Raw genomic sequence first — 13,298 nt, 5'->3', positions numbered from 1 at the left:
TGCGCCTCAGGGATCGAGTTCGGGATAGCGGCGGAAGATGCCGTCCTCGTTGAACGGGATCCGGCGGTCGCTGGCGAGATAGGCGGCAATCCGCGGTCGCCGGGCCACGGTCTCGTGGAGCCGCGCCACGTTCGCGTTGGGGCGCAGGGCTGCGGCGGTGGCTTTGGGAAAGGCGTAGCGCAGCCCGTCGACGAGCTGGAACAGCGACAGGTCCGCGTAGGACAGATCCGCGCCGACGAGCCGACCGCCGCCATTCCCCGCCAGAACGCGCTCGAAATAGCCGAAGAATTTCGGGATGCGCTCGGTGCGGAATTCCGCGGCCCGGCGCAGGGCCTCGGGCTTCTGATCCGCGTAATACAGGCCGACACCTAAGGGATGGTGCGTGTCGTGCGCCTCGTCGACCGCGTCCGCGATGGTGAGCTGGAGCTGATGGGTCCAGATCCGGTCGCGCTCCGACGCGCCGACGAGGCCGAGCCGCGGCCCGAGATAGAGCAGGATCGCGGCACTCTGCCCGATGACGGTGTCACCATCGCGCAGGAAGGGCGGCGCCAGGGGCGGCCGCGGGTTGCCGGGATCGGACAGGCGGTCGAGCATGGGGCCGATCCCGCCAGCCTCGTCATCCTGGCGGGTGACGTCGATGTAGTCGGCGCCGGCTTCCTCGAGGGCGAGGCGGACGAACTCGCCGCGCCCCTGGATCATCGGCCAGTAATGCAGTTCGTAAGGCATCGCCGTCTCCGCCTCGGGGAAGACACGGACGCCCGGACGGTTCCCGCTCAGTTGCCCTCGGCCGAGTCCTCTGCCGAGGCCTTCTCCAGCGGCGGCTCGGCGCTGGCGACGGCCTTGCGGGCGAACATCGGCTGGAGCCGCTCGGCGAGTTGCTGGTCGAGATGCTTGACGTAGGCGCCCTTGAAATAACGCTCGCCCGTCTTCGCGCCGTACAGGCGGTCATGAGCCTGGATCATTGCGGCGACTTCCGGACGGCAGAGGAAGCCGGTGATGCCGACGGCCTCGTACCAGCGGCCCGCCCGCGCCTCGGCGGTGGCCTTCGGGTTCGACAGCACCGTGTCGGCGAAGCATTCGGTGGCGGCCTGCCGCAGCGGCGCCAACACCTTCTCGGCCTCCGCCGTGTTCACTTTCGACGCAGCCGGAAGCCGGTGAGGACGCGCCTCGGCCCCCGAGACGAGAGCGAGGACAGCGAAGGTGGCGAGGATCGAAGTCTTCATGCAGGCGGCCTCGTCGGGTGTCCGAACGGTGTTCAGGTCTCGCTCATGATTGCGTCGGGATCGGGGCTTTCGGCACGGTCGAGCTGCCCGATTCAGGGCGAGATCCGGACTGTTTCGCGACGGCCACACGCGGCCTCAGCCGCGCCGCTCGGCGTTCCAGTGACCGCGGCAGGAGAGGGCGCCGGACGCGACCCAGGTGCCGGCCCCGAATCCGTTCCGGTCAAGCCGTCCCCGCACGTCGGCGGTGGCGGCCCCGTTCGAGATGGATCCCCGGATCGCCCCGTTCCGGGTCACCCCGCCCTCGACCACGAAGGCGGTCCCGATGAAGCGCGCCCGTCCGTTCTCGATCCGCACCGGATAGCGATAGGCGCGGTCGCAGCTCCCGGTCTCGGTGATGATCTCGACGCTCCAGGTGCCGTCGAACCGGTCGGGCGGGGCCGCTTGGCGCGGCGCGGCGGCGGCGGGACTCATGCCGACGAGGAACAGGGCGAGAGCGAAGCGAGACGTCATCGGATCTGGGACGAGGCGGGTTCGCGAGGATTGGCGCCTTTCAGCGTGGGGTCTGCGGCGCAGGACCCCGCATAGCCGCGCGCAAGGCCGCGTTGAGGAGGGCGAGCAGGTCGCAGCCGACATGCAGGAAGGCGGCCACGCCCGCCTGCTTCAGCGGCTCGGCGAGGTCCGTCGGCTTGCCCGCGAGGTAGATCTGACCGGCGCCGGCCTTCGCCAGGGCTTCCGCCGTCGCGACGGCGTGCTCGGCGTAGATCGCGTCGGTGGAGCAGATGCAGGCCAAGCTGGCACCGGAATCCCGGAACGCCGCCGCCGCCGCCTCGGCGTCGGAAAAGCCCTCGTTCGACAGCGCCTCGATCCCGCCCGCCGCGAAGGCGTTGGCCGCGAAGGTCGCACGGGCGTTGAACGACGCTACAGGGCCGAGATTTGCGAGGAACACCGCTGGCCGGCGGCCCGCCTTGGCGAGACAGGCATCCGAGGCGTCCCGCAGGGCTTCGTAGGGCTCCGCGAGGCGCAGGGACGGCAGCGCGTCGCAGGCGACGGCCGAACCCGCGCCGAAATTGGACCCGCGCGGCCCGGCCACGGGCGGCACGTCGAGGACGGCCGCGGGCTTCTCGGAGAGGTTGGGGAACTCGCTCGCGCCCGTGAGCGGTTCACGGCGGTTCGCCACGGCCTTGGCCCGGGCCTCGCGGGTCAGCTCGATCCGCCGCTGCAGCTTGCCGACGCTGAGCGAGGCGACGATGCCGCCCTCCGCCTCGATCGCCTGGAATGCCGCCCAGCCCGCCTCGGCGAGTTCGGCGGTCAGGGCCTCGAATCCCCCGGCGCCGGCCGCGGGGTCGCTGACGCGCGCGAGATGCGATTCCTCGATGAGCACGATCTGGCTGTTGCGTGCGACGCGCCGGGCGAAGGCGTCGGGCAATCCGAGGGCCTGGGTGTAGGGCAGCACCGCGACGCTGTCCGCGCCGCCCATGCCGGCCGAGGCGGCCGCCATGCCGGTGCGGAGGATGTTCACGAAGGGATCGCGCTTGGTCATCATCCGCCACGCGGTCTCGGCATGGAGCCGCAGCGGCTTGGGATCGAGCCCGCAGGCCTGCTCGACCCGGGCCCAGAGGCGTCGCATCGCGCGGAATTTCGCGACCGTGACGAACTCGTCGGCATCGGCCGTCAGAAGCATCGCGACGCGGTCACGCGCTGTGGAGAGGTCGTGACCGGCATCCTCCAGGGCGCGCAGATAGGCAACGGCGGTGGCGAGCACAGCACCGAGTTCCGCCGCCTCTCCTGCACCGCCCTCGTGATAGGGCCGTCCGTCGGCCAGGAAGGCTCGGCCGGTGAAACCCGCCGCTTCCAGCTCCGCGACGGTCTCGGCGAGACGGGGGGCGATGTCCTTCCAGACCGCTCCGAGGCTTCCAGTCGCCGCCAGAACGCCGACCGGATCGATGCCGAGATCGAGGTCGTAGGTCGAGAGATCCTCGCCCCGGCGCTGCGCCAGCGCGCTCACCAGCCGGGCCACTTCCAGGCCGCGCCCGCCGGCGTCGATCCGCAGGGCGATCAGGGGCAGCATCACGCCCTTCAGCGCCGCGTCGAGATCTTCGACGCTCGCGGCGGTCAGGCCGTAGCCGCGGGCGCCCGCCGCGCCCGCAAAGGCCAGGACGAGGGCGTCGGCCCCGCCTTCGAGGTCGATGAGCGCCTGTGCGTTGGCGGCGGCGAGATCGGGGTGATCGACCCGTTGCGCGATGCGCCAGGGGCCCGGCTCACGCACCGGCTGGGCCGCCGGGGCGGCGGGTCCGTAGAGGGGTTCGATCCGCAGGCCGTCGGCCGTGTGCGACACCAGCCGCTTCTCGAAATCGGCGCCCTTGAGGACGCCTTCGACGAGGCCGAGCCAGCGCGCCCGGTCTGCGGGCTCGAAGAGGTCGGCGAGCGGTGTGTCTTCCATCGGAACGTCCCAGAGCGCGGCGTCTTCTGCACCGCTTCCATGCGTTTGCCTCGCACGCCGCTCCGCCGCTGGCAATCGCCCGATGGTTGAGGAAAGCTGAAGCCGCCCATCACCGATTTTTGACGGTCCCGGCGGCGCGACGGGGAGCCCGGAAACCGGACATGCCGACCCGGCAGGCTTCGGCAAAGCCAGCATTTCCGGATTGCGGGCCCGTCTACGGCGCCCGGACCGACGACCGGACGGATCAAGCCGCCGAGGCGGATCCGCCGATCCGGTCGTCCGGGCCCGAGAGGGACCGGCCCGTTAGCCCAGGATGATCAGGCCGGCGAAGCCGAGGGCGCCGACGATGATCCGCCACCACGCGAACAGCCAGAAGCCGTGGCGGGAGACATAGTCGAGAAGCACCCGCACCACGAACAGCGCCGAGACGAACGACACGACGAAGCCGATCACGATCAGGCCGACATCGTTGCTCGAAAGGTACTTGTAATTGTCGAGCAGGTCCTTGGCGAAGGCGCCCGCCATCGTCGGCATCGCCAGGTAGAACGAGAACTCGGTGGCCGAGCGCTTGTCGGCGCCCATCAGCATCGCGCCCACGATGGTGGCGCCCGAGCGCGACACGCCGGGGATCATGGCGAGGCACTGGAAGATGCCGATCTTCAGGTCCATCGGCAGGGTGAAGTCGTAGACGTCCTTCTTCTTCACCTCGAGGTCGGTGTCGTCGATGACGAGCAGCACCAGGCCGCCGGCCACCAGGGTCGCGCACACGATCCACGGATTGAAAAGGTAGGCTTTGATCAGCTTGGAGAAGAGGCCGCCGATGATCGCCGCCGGCAGGAACGCCACCAGGATGCCGAGCACGAACCGGCGCGCCCTCGGATCGGACGGCACCGCCGTGGCGATCGCCAGCAGGCGGCGGAAATACACCAGCAGGATCGCCAGGATCGCGCCGAGCTGGATCAGCACCTCGAAGGTGTTGTTGGGCGAGTGGAAGCCGATGAAGTGGCCGACCAGCAACTGGTGGCCGGTCGACGAGACCGGAATGAATTCGGTCGCCCCCTCCACAAGGGCGAGCAGCACTGCCTTGCCGATGCTTGCCGGATCCATCGTGACGCCTTGTGCCGTGGGCGCTGCGGCCCCCGTCGAGCCGCCGCCTGCCACGCGAAATGGTTGAGCCCGAGGCTTCGCCCATTAGGGTTGACGAGCGGTTACCGGGCCGGGCCGGGCGTGTTAAGGGCTCGGAAACGGTCGGGCAATAACGCTCGGTCCGAAGTCCTGCGCGCCGAACACCTGCGCATCAGGGCCCTCGACGAGCGCGGGACAGGCCGCGTTGGCAGACCGAACGTCCTCCACGGCCTCGATGGCAACCCTCTACCACTTCCCCTTCTGCGCGAATTCCCGGTTCATCCGTCTCGTACTCGCCGAGATGGGCATGGAGCCGACGCTGTTCGAGGAACGGCCCTGGGAACGGCGCGACGACTTCCTGCTGATCAATCCGGCGGGCGTCACACCCGTGCTGCTGGAGCAGAACGGGCTCGTCGTCCCCGGCGCCGGCGTCATCGCCGAGTATCTCGACGAGACCCGCGGCCTCGGGCTCTCGGGGCGGCGGATGCTGCCGGAGGACACCGTCGAGCGCGTCGAGGTCCGGCGCCTGCTCGACTGGTTCCTGGTCAAGTTCGAGTCCGAGGTGACGGCCTACCTCGTGAACGAGAAGATCTCGAAGCGCTTCATGTCGGCCCATGAGGGCGGCGGCCCGCCCGACATGAACGCGATCCGCGCCGCGCGCTCCAACGTGCGCTACCACCTCAAGTACATCGGCTACCTGATCGCCAGGCGGCGATGGATCGCCGGCGACAACCTGACCTATGCCGATCTGGCGGCGGCCGCCCATCTCTCCTGCGTCGACTACCTGGGCGACGTGCCCTGGGACGAGGACGAGATGGCCCGGAACTGGTACGCACGGGTCAAGTCGCGGCCCTCGTTCCGCGCTTTGCTCGCCGACCGCGTGCCCGGCATGGCACCGGCCGCCCATTACGCGGACCTGGATTTCTGACCGCCCGACGAACCTATTTCGGCGCCGATCTCCGCCGCCTCGTCGAGACCCGCGCCCGGACGCTCGGCTTCTGTGGCCTGCGCGTCACCCGTCCCGACCGGCTCCCGGACCTGCCGGGCCGCCTGTCGACCTGGCTCGCCGAGGGCGCGCACGGCACCATGGAGTGGATGGCGGAGCGGGCCGACCAACGGGCGAGCCCGGTGGACTTGTGGCCCGGCCTGCGCAGCATCCTGGTGCTCGCGATGAGCTACCGGCCCGAGCACGATCCCCTGGACCTCGTGGCCCGGCCGGATCGCGGGGCCATCGCCGCTTATGCACAGCGGCGGGATTATCACGAGGTTTTGAAGGGTCGTCTGAAAGAATTGGGGGGGTATCTTTCCGCCAAGGGCGACGTGCGGGTGAAGGTTTTCTGCGACACCGCCCCCGTCATGGAAAAGACACTCGCCGAGGCGGCCGGCCTCGGCTGGCAGGGCAAGCACACGGTGCTGATCTCCCGCGGGCACGGCAACTGGCTGCTCCTCGGGGCGATCTACACGAGCGCGGAATTCGAGCCCGACCCGCCGGAGCGCGACCATTGCGGCTCCTGCCGCGCCTGCCTGGACATCTGCCCGACCGACGCCTTTCCGGCCCCCTACAGGCTCGATGCCCGCCGCTGCATTTCGTATCTGACGATCGAGCATGCCGGTCCGATCCCTGCCGCGTTCCGGCCGGCGATCGGAAACCGGGTCTTCGGTTGCGACGACTGCCTCGCCGTCTGTCCCTGGAACAAGTTCGCCCGTACGGCGGCGGAGAACCGGCTCGCCGCGCGCGCGGATCTGGCGGCCCCGGCGCTGGCGGATCTCGCCGGTCTCGACGATGCGGCGTTCCGGTCGTTCTTCGCCGGCACGCCGGTGAAGCGCACGGGGCGCGACCGCTTCCTGCGCAACGTCATGATCGCGATCGGCAATTCCGGCGATCCCGATCTGGCGGGCGCGGCTGTCGCGGCGCTCGATGACGCGTCTCCCCTGGTGCGCGGCATGGCGGTCTGGGCCTGCGGCCGGCTGCTCGCGCCGGATGCCGTGCACGCGCTCTGCCGCCTTCATGGCGACCACGAGACCGACACCCATGTCCGCGACGAGTGGACGGCCGCCGCCGCCTTGACGGAATCGCCCGTGGGCGAGACATCCGCCCCATGAATCTCTTCGTCTTCGGGCTCGGTTTCACCGGCCGCCGTTTCGCCGAACGGGCGCGAGCGCGTTTCGGGACCGTCCGCGCCAGCGTCACGGATCCCGCGGCCGCCGACCGCGTCGCGGCGGAGACCGGGTTCGCCATGCGCGCCTTCGGGCCGGAGGCCGACGATCCCCGGATCGCCGCGGATCTCGCCGACACGGACGTGCTGCTCGCCTCGGCCCCCCCCGGCGAGGCCGGCGACCCGGTTCTCGCCCGCTACGGGGACGCCATCGCGGCGAGCCGGATCGGCTGGATCGGCTATCTCTCGACGATCGGCGTCTACGGAGACCAGGGCGGCGCGTGGATCGACGAGGCGACACCTGCGGCGCCACGCAGCGCCCGGTCGAAGGTGCGCCTCGAGGCCGAGGCGGCGTGGCTCGCGCTCGGCGCCGAGACCGGGAAGGCCGTGCAGGTCTTCCGGCTCTCAGGCATCTACGGACCCGGGCGCAACCCGATCGTGAAATTGCGCGAGGGTCGTTCGCAGCGGATCGTGAAGGCCGGGCAGGTCTTCAACCGCATCCATGTCGACGACATCGCCACGACGCTGCTGGCCTCCATCGACCGCCCGCGGCCGGGGGCGATCTACAACGTCGCGGACGACGAGCCGACCGCGCCCCAGACGGTGACCGAGCACGCCGCCTCCCTCACCGGTCTGCCGCTGCCGCCCGAGATCGATTTCGAGACCGCCGACCTGTCGCCGATGGCGCGCAGCTTCTACGGCGAGAACAAGCGCGTGCGGAACCGGCTGATCCGCGAGGAGCTCGGCGTGGCCCTCGCTTATCCGACCTACCGCGAAGGTCTCGCGGCCCTGAAGGACCAGCCCTGATCAGGCTTCGAGGTGACGCGGCCGCACGAGGCGGCGCAGCAGGCCGCCGCGCGGCCCCACCATCATCGAGGCGACATAGAGTGCCCCGGCCGCCAGAACGATGGCCGGGCCGCTCGGCAGGTCGTACTGGTACGACAGGCTGAGCCCCGAGACGCTCGCGAGGGCGGCGATCAGCATCGAGACCGGGATCAGTCCGGCCAGGTCGCGGGCCCAGAACCGGGCCGCCACTGCGGGCAGCAGCATCAGGCCGACCGCCAGCAGGGTCCCGAGGGCCTGGAACCCGCCGACGAGGTTGACCACCACGAGCGCCAGGAACGCGAGGTGCACGGGACCCCCGCTGCGGCTGACACTCCGCAGGAACAGCGGGTCGACGCATTCCATCACGAGCGGCCGGTAGATCACGGCGAGCGCCAGCAGGGTCAGCGTGCTGATGCCGCCGAGCAGCCAGAGGGCGGAATCGTCCAGGGCCAGGACCGAGCCGAACAGGAAGTGCATGAGGTCGATCTGCGATCCGCGCAGGGAGACCAGCAGCACGCCGGCGGCGAGCGAGATGAGGTAGAAGGCCGCGAGGTTGGCGTCCTCCCGGATCGTGGTCGCCCGGGTGACGGCGCCCGCGAGCAGGGCCACCGCGAGGCCGGCGACGAGGCCGCCCAGCGTCATCGCCGGCAGGGACAGGCCGGCGACCAGGAAGCCGACCGCAGCCCCCGGCAGGATCGCGTGGCTCATCGCGTCGCTCATGAGGCTCATGCGGCGCAGCGTCAGGAAGACGCCGATGGGCGGTGCCGACACCGACAGGGCGAGGCAACCCGCCAGCGCCCGGCGCATGAAGCCGAATTCGACGAACGGCGCAAACAGAGACCCGAACGGATCGGTCACGCGGCGTCCTCGTGATGGTGATGCGCAGCCCGGCCGTGATCGTGCGCCGGCTCCGCGGGCTTCCGCGGTCCTTCACAGATCGCCGCGCCCTCATCCCAGGCCTCGGACAGGTTGCGGGCGCGGGCCAAATTCTCGGCGGTCAGGACCCGCGCGGTCGGCCCCCAGGCCACGGGCTCCCGGGCGAGCAGCAGCGTCGTCGGGAAATGCGCGCGGACCTGCGCGAGGTCGTGCAGGGCGGCGATCACGGTCCGCCCCTCCTTGTGCCAGGTCGCAATCAGCACCAGCAGATCGTCGACCGTCCGCGCATCGATCCCGGTGAACGGCTCGTCGAGGAGCACGACGGGGCAATCCTGCAGGATCAGCCGGGCGAACAGCGCGCGCCGGAACTGACCACCCGACAGGGTGCCAATCGGCCGCGCCGCGAAGCCCTCGAGACCGACCGCCGCCAGCGCGGCCTCGATGGCCGGCCGCCGCCGGACGAGGCTGCGCCACGCTCCCGCCTGCCGCCAGAGACCCATCCCGGCGAGATCCATGACGGTGAGCGGAAAGCTCCGGTCGATCTCGTCCGCCTGCGGCATGTAGGCCAGGGCGCCCGCACGTTCGATGCGGCCGTCGAGGCAGCGTATCTCTCCGGCCATGCCCTTCAGCAGCGTCGACTTGCCGGCGCCGTTCGGTCCGACCAGCGCGAGCAGGTCGCCCGCTCGCACGGTCCCGTCGAGGTGGTGGACCGCTGGATGCCGGTCGTAACCGAGGGTGAGGCCGACGAGGCGGATCGGATCCGGATTCCGGCCGCTCATGCCGAAAGCGCCCAGGCGATGGTCAGCCAGACCAGCGCCGCGAGCGTCGCGGCGAGCGCCAGCCGCAGGCCGATCCCGCTCTGGAACAGCGATCGTCGGGCCGCGCGTCTCGGGCTGGGAATAGTCGGCAAGGAATCCTCGTCGCGCACTGACACCGGCGCGGGCACCACGCAGAGCTACTGGTGCGGTCCTGGGCCGCGGTGATACACTGTAACAAACCCGCGGGACAACCTGCGGATCATGTTTGGAGCAATCATGCACCGTCACGAGGGTCACGACGCGTGCCACGCCGGCACCGGTGACATTCTCGCGCGGGCCGAGGCCCTCTGTCGCGAGCGCGGTCTGCAGTTCACGCCCCTGCGCCGCGAGGTGCTGGAGGCCGTGGCCGAGGCCGGGAAGGCTCAGGGCGCCTACGACATCGCCGAGCGGCTGAGCGCGCCGGGCAAGCGTGTGGCCCCGGTCTCGGTCTACCGCGCCCTCGATTTCCTGATGGATCAGGGGCTGGTCCATCGGATCGCGAGCCGCAACGCCTTCATCCCCTGCGCGCACGGCCACGCGCCCGGGGAGGGGGTGATTTTTCTGATCTGCCGGACCTGCGGTGGCGTCGACGAGGCCTCGTCGGAGGAGGTCGAGGGCAGCCTCGGGCGCACTCTGGAGCGGGCCGGATTCACGCCGACCCACAGTATCCTGGAGGTCGAGGGCGATTGCGGCACCTGTCGTCAGCGGAAGCTGGCACCCTGAGCCGCGAGACCAGGTTGCCTGATCCATCCCGTCCGCGCTGACGGAGGGGAGCAATCCAGGGGCGTGCCACGCCTGCGGGCATGGCGCCTCCCGACCGCCTCGCGCCCGCGCCTTAGAACGCGTTCTGGTATGCGCGGCGCGAAATCACCGTCTGGATCATGATCTGGATATCGAACCAGATCGACCAGTTGTCGATGTAGTGCAGGTCGCAGGCGACGCGCTGCTCCATGGCGAGGTCGGTCTGGGTCTCCCCCCGGTAGCCGTTGACCTGAGCCCAACCCGTGATCCCAGGCTTCACGTTGTGGCGGCGTGCATAGAGGGCGATCCGCCGCTCGAAGCTCCGGTCGTGGGCCAGCGCATGCGGGCGGGGACCGACCAGCGACATCTCCCCGCGCAGGACGTTGATCAGCTGGGGCAGCTCGTCGAGATTGGTCCGGCGCAGGATCGCGCCGACCCGGGTGATCCGACTGTCGTTGCGGGTCGCCTGCCGGAAGGCGGCATTCGCATCCGTGCGCATCGACCGGAACTTGAAGACGCCGAACGGCTGCTGATTGAAACCGTAGCGCTTCTGCCGGAAGAAGACCGGGCCGGGGCTGTCGAGCTTGATCGCAACGGCGATGGCCGCCAGCAACGGGGACAGTGAAACCAGGGCGATGGTCGCCAAGGTCAGATCGAGGAGGCGCTTCAGCATCACCTCGCCCAGATTGAGCGGCCGACGACCGATATTGATCCCCGAGACTCCGCCGACCCGGGCGACCTGCAGATCGGGAAAGCGATCGAGGACGGCGCCGGGGCGCAGATGCAGGGCCGAGGGCACCCGCAGGAACGCGTCGATGCACCGCTCGACCTCCGCGGTGTCGGCCCACGGCACGAGCACGAAGACGTCGTCCGGCCGGAGGAATCGCACCACCGAGACCGCGAGGTCGAGATCCTCCTGCAGCTGGTCGTATCGGGTGGCCACGTCGGCGCCGGGATCGACCCGTCGCAGGTAGCTGGTCCCGATGATCCGCGAGCCGAGATGATCGGCTTCCTTGCCGGCGTAGAAGCGCGCGATGTCCTCCTCGTAGCCGACGAGGTGGATCCGGCTGGCCGTGGCCGAGCCAGCACTGAGCCGCGCCCGCACGAGGCGCCGCACCGATGCCCGGGCCGCGATCAGGACCGGAAGGCCCACGGCGAACGTCCCGAACGAGATCAGGCGCGAATAATCGTTGGTCGTCTTGGTCATGAAGCTCACGACCAGCACGGCGGCCCAGGCGACCAGCCAGAGGGAGGCCACGCGTTGAACGCCCGGCTTCTGCGCCATGACGTTCTCGAGGCTGTACTCCTCGCGCAGGACGTTCGCGGCGATGATCACCAGTCCCAGCAGCGCCGACAGGCGCAGGCCGCGAACGCTGCTCGCCCAGAATGCGCTGTCCTGGGCGAGGGCGTGGTAGGCGAACTCGACGCCCAGGGCCACCATCACGATCGCCACGAGATCGGTCGCGGCGAGCGTCGTCGACAGGGCGATCCGCGCCAGGGCACGACCGCGCCGGGGCAGCAGCGCCGACCATACGTTGCGTCGGCGCTCCGCCGAGGTGGGCAGCGCCTGAAACGTCTCCGGAAGCCGATCGTGAAACATCTGACCCGCAACGTCCCGTCTTAGTCGGACTCTGTACCAGTCTGAGACACGAAAGGTTTCGGCGCCGCCTGGTGACGGTGACGGAGCAAGCCGCGGGCCCGGCAGGTTCGCATTCGCTGTCACGGAGGGAGGCTGCGACCTAGAGCGCGCGCCCAGGCGTTGCAATACATGATTAATGCTGAGCGCCGGCATGACGCATGCGGCGGCCGCCAATGTTGGAGTTCGGCCGTCATCGAACGCGTCGTTTCAATTCAAGCGCGTTTCTTCGTCCGAAGTTTCAACCGGCCCTGCGCCCGCCCCGCATGCGGAACGGGCGAGGACTCTCGGTTGAGCTTTAAGACGTCGCCTCGGCGTCGGCGGGTCTGGCGACGGTCTGGATCGTCTCGAAACCCTCGAACTGGGGATGACCGAGATACAGGGGTTTGGTCGAAGGCACGCGACCGTGCGCCTTGCGGAACTGCTCGGATCGGGTCCAAGCTTCGAAATCCGCGTGCGACCGCCAGATCGTGTGCGAGGCGTACAGGACGTGGTCTTCGTGCTCGGGGCCGCGCAGGAGGTGGAATTCCACGAAGCCGGGCATCTCGCCGAGATGGCTGTCGCGGCCGAGCCAGACGGCCTCGAAGTCGGCCGTCGCGTCCTTGACGACCTTGAAGCGATTCATCGCGATGAACATGCGTCTCTCCTGCGCGCTACCAATCCTACAAGCATCGGCGGTCCTAAGGGGAACACCTGCGCGGCGACAAGGCGCACCACTTAAGCTGCCCAATCATCGCCATCGACATTTCCGCAACAATGTTGCAAAGATGTGTGTACTTAAACTAGAAGCTGTAACCTTTGACTTGCGAAGCTTGACAACTTGGTGTCCAACTGCGGTGCACGCCACCTGTGTCGGGATCAGGGCTATAGCCGCATGAGCGGCAGGGATGACCGGCCACACGGCGTGCACGACATGCGACTTAGGGGCGGGCGGTGAAGCGGCGCGATAGCGAGGCGAAAACACCGCATTCGCAGGAGGATGCATCCCACTCCATGGAGAAGGATTCCCCTGGGCAAACGATGCCGAAGCAGACCACCGACGTCGATCGTCTCGTCGGGATTCGCATCACAGCCCTGCGCAAGGCGCGGGGCATGAGCCAGACCGCTCTCGGCAATGCGGTTGGGGTGACCTTTCAGCAGGTCCAGAAATACGAGAAGGGTCAGAACCGGGTCGGCGCCGGCCGGTTGCGGGAGATCGCGCGCCTTCTCGAAGTTCCGGTTTCCGCGTTCTTCGAGGAGACCGAGCCCCGCGAGAACGCCCAGGAGGACGTGTTCGGCTTCCTCAGCGCCCACGGTGCCATCGAGCTTCTGCGCGCCTACGCCCAGATCGAGGATGAGCAGATGCGCCGCGATGTGCTGGCGCTGGTCCGCAGCGCCGCGCGCCTCGCGCAGAACCGCACGGCGGCGCCGGCGGCGGATCCGGCCTGACAGGCGGGCTGGCGGGCCTCGCCCGGCGCGCCCCGGAGGCGGCTGCATCCG

At 69.5% G+C, this 13,298-nt stretch carries 15 protein-coding genes; 5 read left to right on the top strand and 10 right to left on the bottom strand.

Going from position 1 to position 13,298, the window contains the following annotated elements:
- Nucleotides 1-6: 6 nt before the first annotated feature.
- From MCBMB27_RS12285 to MCBMB27_RS12265, 5 genes are all read right to left on the bottom strand, one after another.
- The gene (locus MCBMB27_RS12285; RefSeq protein WP_075380523.1) at nucleotides 7-726 is read right to left on the bottom strand and encodes a glutathione S-transferase; all 720 of its coding nucleotides are present in this window, start codon (nucleotides 724-726) and stop codon (nucleotides 7-9) included.
- 47 nt (nucleotides 727-773) lie between these two features.
- On the bottom strand, nucleotides 774-1,223 hold the full coding sequence (locus MCBMB27_RS12280) for a hypothetical protein (RefSeq protein ID WP_075380522.1): 450 nt from the start codon (nucleotides 1,221-1,223) through the stop codon (nucleotides 774-776).
- A gap of 135 nt (nucleotides 1,224-1,358) precedes the next feature.
- Nucleotides 1,359-1,733, bottom strand: coding sequence for a hypothetical protein (locus tag MCBMB27_RS12275; protein WP_043347575.1), 375 nt, complete (start codon nucleotides 1,731-1,733; stop codon nucleotides 1,359-1,361).
- A 40-nt stretch (nucleotides 1,734-1,773) separates the two neighbouring features.
- Nucleotides 1,774-3,663, bottom strand: a complete 1,890-nt coding sequence (locus tag MCBMB27_RS12270; RefSeq protein ID WP_075380521.1) for a methylmalonyl-CoA mutase subunit beta — start codon at nucleotides 3,661-3,663, stop codon at nucleotides 1,774-1,776.
- Between the two features lie 303 nt (nucleotides 3,664-3,966).
- The gene (locus MCBMB27_RS12265; protein WP_043347572.1) at nucleotides 3,967-4,770 is read right to left on the bottom strand and encodes an undecaprenyl-diphosphate phosphatase; all 804 of its coding nucleotides are present in this window, start codon (nucleotides 4,768-4,770) and stop codon (nucleotides 3,967-3,969) included.
- Nucleotides 4,771-5,023: 253 nt separating this feature from the next.
- On the opposite strand from MCBMB27_RS12265, the gene MCBMB27_RS12260 reads away from it, so the two are divergent.
- From MCBMB27_RS12260 to MCBMB27_RS12250, 3 genes are read left to right on the top strand one after another with little or no spacing between them, the layout of a single operon-like run.
- Nucleotides 5,024-5,716: a glutathione S-transferase family protein gene (locus MCBMB27_RS12260; protein WP_043347569.1), complete on the top strand. Its 693-nt coding sequence runs from the start codon at nucleotides 5,024-5,026 to the stop codon at nucleotides 5,714-5,716.
- The gene (queG, locus tag MCBMB27_RS12255) at nucleotides 5,713-6,891 is read left to right on the top strand and encodes a tRNA epoxyqueuosine(34) reductase QueG (protein ID WP_075381948.1); all 1,179 of its coding nucleotides are present in this window, start codon (nucleotides 5,713-5,715) and stop codon (nucleotides 6,889-6,891) included. The genes MCBMB27_RS12260 and queG overlap by 4 nt, the downstream gene beginning before the upstream one ends.
- Nucleotides 6,888-7,751 (top strand): SDR family oxidoreductase, encoded by an 864-nt coding sequence (locus MCBMB27_RS12250; RefSeq protein ID WP_075380520.1) that lies wholly within the window; start codon nucleotides 6,888-6,890, stop codon nucleotides 7,749-7,751. Before queG ends, MCBMB27_RS12250 begins: the two co-directional genes overlap by 4 nt.
- Here MCBMB27_RS12250 and MCBMB27_RS12245 read toward each other — a convergent pair whose 3' ends face one another.
- From MCBMB27_RS12245 to MCBMB27_RS30825, 3 genes are read right to left on the bottom strand one after another with little or no spacing between them, the layout of a single operon-like run.
- The gene (locus MCBMB27_RS12245) at nucleotides 7,752-8,576 is read right to left on the bottom strand and encodes a metal ABC transporter permease (RefSeq protein WP_051044682.1); all 825 of its coding nucleotides are present in this window, start codon (nucleotides 8,574-8,576) and stop codon (nucleotides 7,752-7,754) included. It lies immediately after the preceding gene.
- Between the two features lie 47 nt (nucleotides 8,577-8,623).
- Nucleotides 8,624-9,424 (bottom strand): metal ABC transporter ATP-binding protein, encoded by an 801-nt coding sequence (locus MCBMB27_RS12240; RefSeq protein WP_043378579.1) that lies wholly within the window; start codon nucleotides 9,422-9,424, stop codon nucleotides 8,624-8,626.
- Nucleotides 9,421-9,555 carry a hypothetical protein gene (locus MCBMB27_RS30825; RefSeq protein WP_257787422.1) on the bottom strand — a complete coding sequence of 45 codons (135 nt, stop codon included), beginning with the start codon at nucleotides 9,553-9,555 and terminating at the stop codon, nucleotides 9,421-9,423. The genes MCBMB27_RS12240 and MCBMB27_RS30825 overlap by 4 nt, the downstream gene beginning before the upstream one ends.
- A 124-nt stretch (nucleotides 9,556-9,679) precedes the next feature.
- Between MCBMB27_RS30825 and MCBMB27_RS12235 the strand changes: the two genes are divergently transcribed.
- Nucleotides 9,680-10,165, top strand: coding sequence for a Fur family transcriptional regulator (locus MCBMB27_RS12235; RefSeq protein ID WP_043347562.1), 486 nt, complete (start codon nucleotides 9,680-9,682; stop codon nucleotides 10,163-10,165).
- Nucleotides 10,166-10,277: 112 nt separating this feature from the next.
- On the opposite strand, the gene MCBMB27_RS12230 is transcribed toward MCBMB27_RS12235, so the two are convergent.
- Nucleotides 10,278-11,783 (bottom strand): undecaprenyl-phosphate glucose phosphotransferase, encoded by a 1,506-nt coding sequence (locus MCBMB27_RS12230; RefSeq protein ID WP_043378576.1) that lies wholly within the window; start codon nucleotides 11,781-11,783, stop codon nucleotides 10,278-10,280.
- A gap of 334 nt (nucleotides 11,784-12,117) precedes the next feature.
- Nucleotides 12,118-12,456 carry a heme-degrading protein HmuQ gene (gene hmuQ, locus MCBMB27_RS12225; protein ID WP_043758394.1) on the bottom strand — a complete coding sequence of 113 codons (339 nt, stop codon included), beginning with the start codon at nucleotides 12,454-12,456 and terminating at the stop codon, nucleotides 12,118-12,120.
- Between the two features lie 356 nt (nucleotides 12,457-12,812).
- On the opposite strand from hmuQ, the gene MCBMB27_RS12220 reads away from it, so the two are divergent.
- A complete protein-coding gene (locus MCBMB27_RS12220; protein ID WP_078947404.1) occupies nucleotides 12,813-13,247 on the top strand; it encodes a helix-turn-helix domain-containing protein in 435 nt (144 codons plus the stop codon).
- Nucleotides 13,248-13,298: the final 51 nt, after the last annotated feature.

It is taken from the genome of Methylobacterium phyllosphaerae (assembly GCF_001936175.1).
GTDB classification, from domain to species: domain Bacteria; phylum Pseudomonadota; class Alphaproteobacteria; order Rhizobiales; family Beijerinckiaceae; genus Methylobacterium; species Methylobacterium fujisawaense.
Note: the sequence above shows the minus strand (reverse complement) of the source record. Positions and strands in the feature narration are given on the sequence as shown.

Excerpts from the sequence above, each read along its gene's own strand:
- MCBMB27_RS12285 (WP_075380523.1), bottom strand. The coding sequence starts at position 726 with ATGCCTTACGAACTGCATTACTGGCCGATGATCCAGGGGCGCGGCGAG.
- MCBMB27_RS12280 (WP_075380522.1), bottom strand. The coding sequence starts at position 1,223 with ATGAAGACTTCGATCCTCGCCACCTTCGCTGTCCTCGCTCTCGTCTCG.
- MCBMB27_RS12275 (WP_043347575.1), bottom strand. The coding sequence starts at position 1,733 with ATGACGTCTCGCTTCGCTCTCGCCCTGTTCCTCGTCGGCATGAGTCCC.
- MCBMB27_RS12270 (WP_075380521.1), bottom strand. The coding sequence starts at position 3,663 with ATGGAAGACACACCGCTCGCCGACCTCTTCGAGCCCGCAGACCGGGCG.
- MCBMB27_RS12265 (WP_043347572.1), bottom strand. The coding sequence starts at position 4,770 with ATGGATCCGGCAAGCATCGGCAAGGCAGTGCTGCTCGCCCTTGTGGAG.
- MCBMB27_RS12260 (WP_043347569.1), top strand. The coding sequence starts at position 5,024 with ATGGCAACCCTCTACCACTTCCCCTTCTGCGCGAATTCCCGGTTCATC.
- MCBMB27_RS12250 (WP_075380520.1), top strand. The coding sequence starts at position 6,888 with ATGAATCTCTTCGTCTTCGGGCTCGGTTTCACCGGCCGCCGTTTCGCC.
- MCBMB27_RS12245 (WP_051044682.1), bottom strand. The coding sequence starts at position 8,576 with ATGCGCCGGGCGCTGGCGGGTTGCCTCGCCCTGTCGGTGTCGGCACCG.
- MCBMB27_RS12240 (WP_043378579.1), bottom strand. The coding sequence starts at position 9,424 with ATGAGCGGCCGGAATCCGGATCCGATCCGCCTCGTCGGCCTCACCCTC.
- MCBMB27_RS12235 (WP_043347562.1), top strand. The coding sequence starts at position 9,680 with ATGCACCGTCACGAGGGTCACGACGCGTGCCACGCCGGCACCGGTGAC.
- MCBMB27_RS12230 (WP_043378576.1), bottom strand. The coding sequence starts at position 11,783 with ATGTTTCACGATCGGCTTCCGGAGACGTTTCAGGCGCTGCCCACCTCG.
- hmuQ (WP_043758394.1), bottom strand. The coding sequence starts at position 12,456 with ATGTTCATCGCGATGAATCGCTTCAAGGTCGTCAAGGACGCGACGGCC.
- MCBMB27_RS12220 (WP_078947404.1), top strand. The coding sequence starts at position 12,813 with ATGGAGAAGGATTCCCCTGGGCAAACGATGCCGAAGCAGACCACCGAC.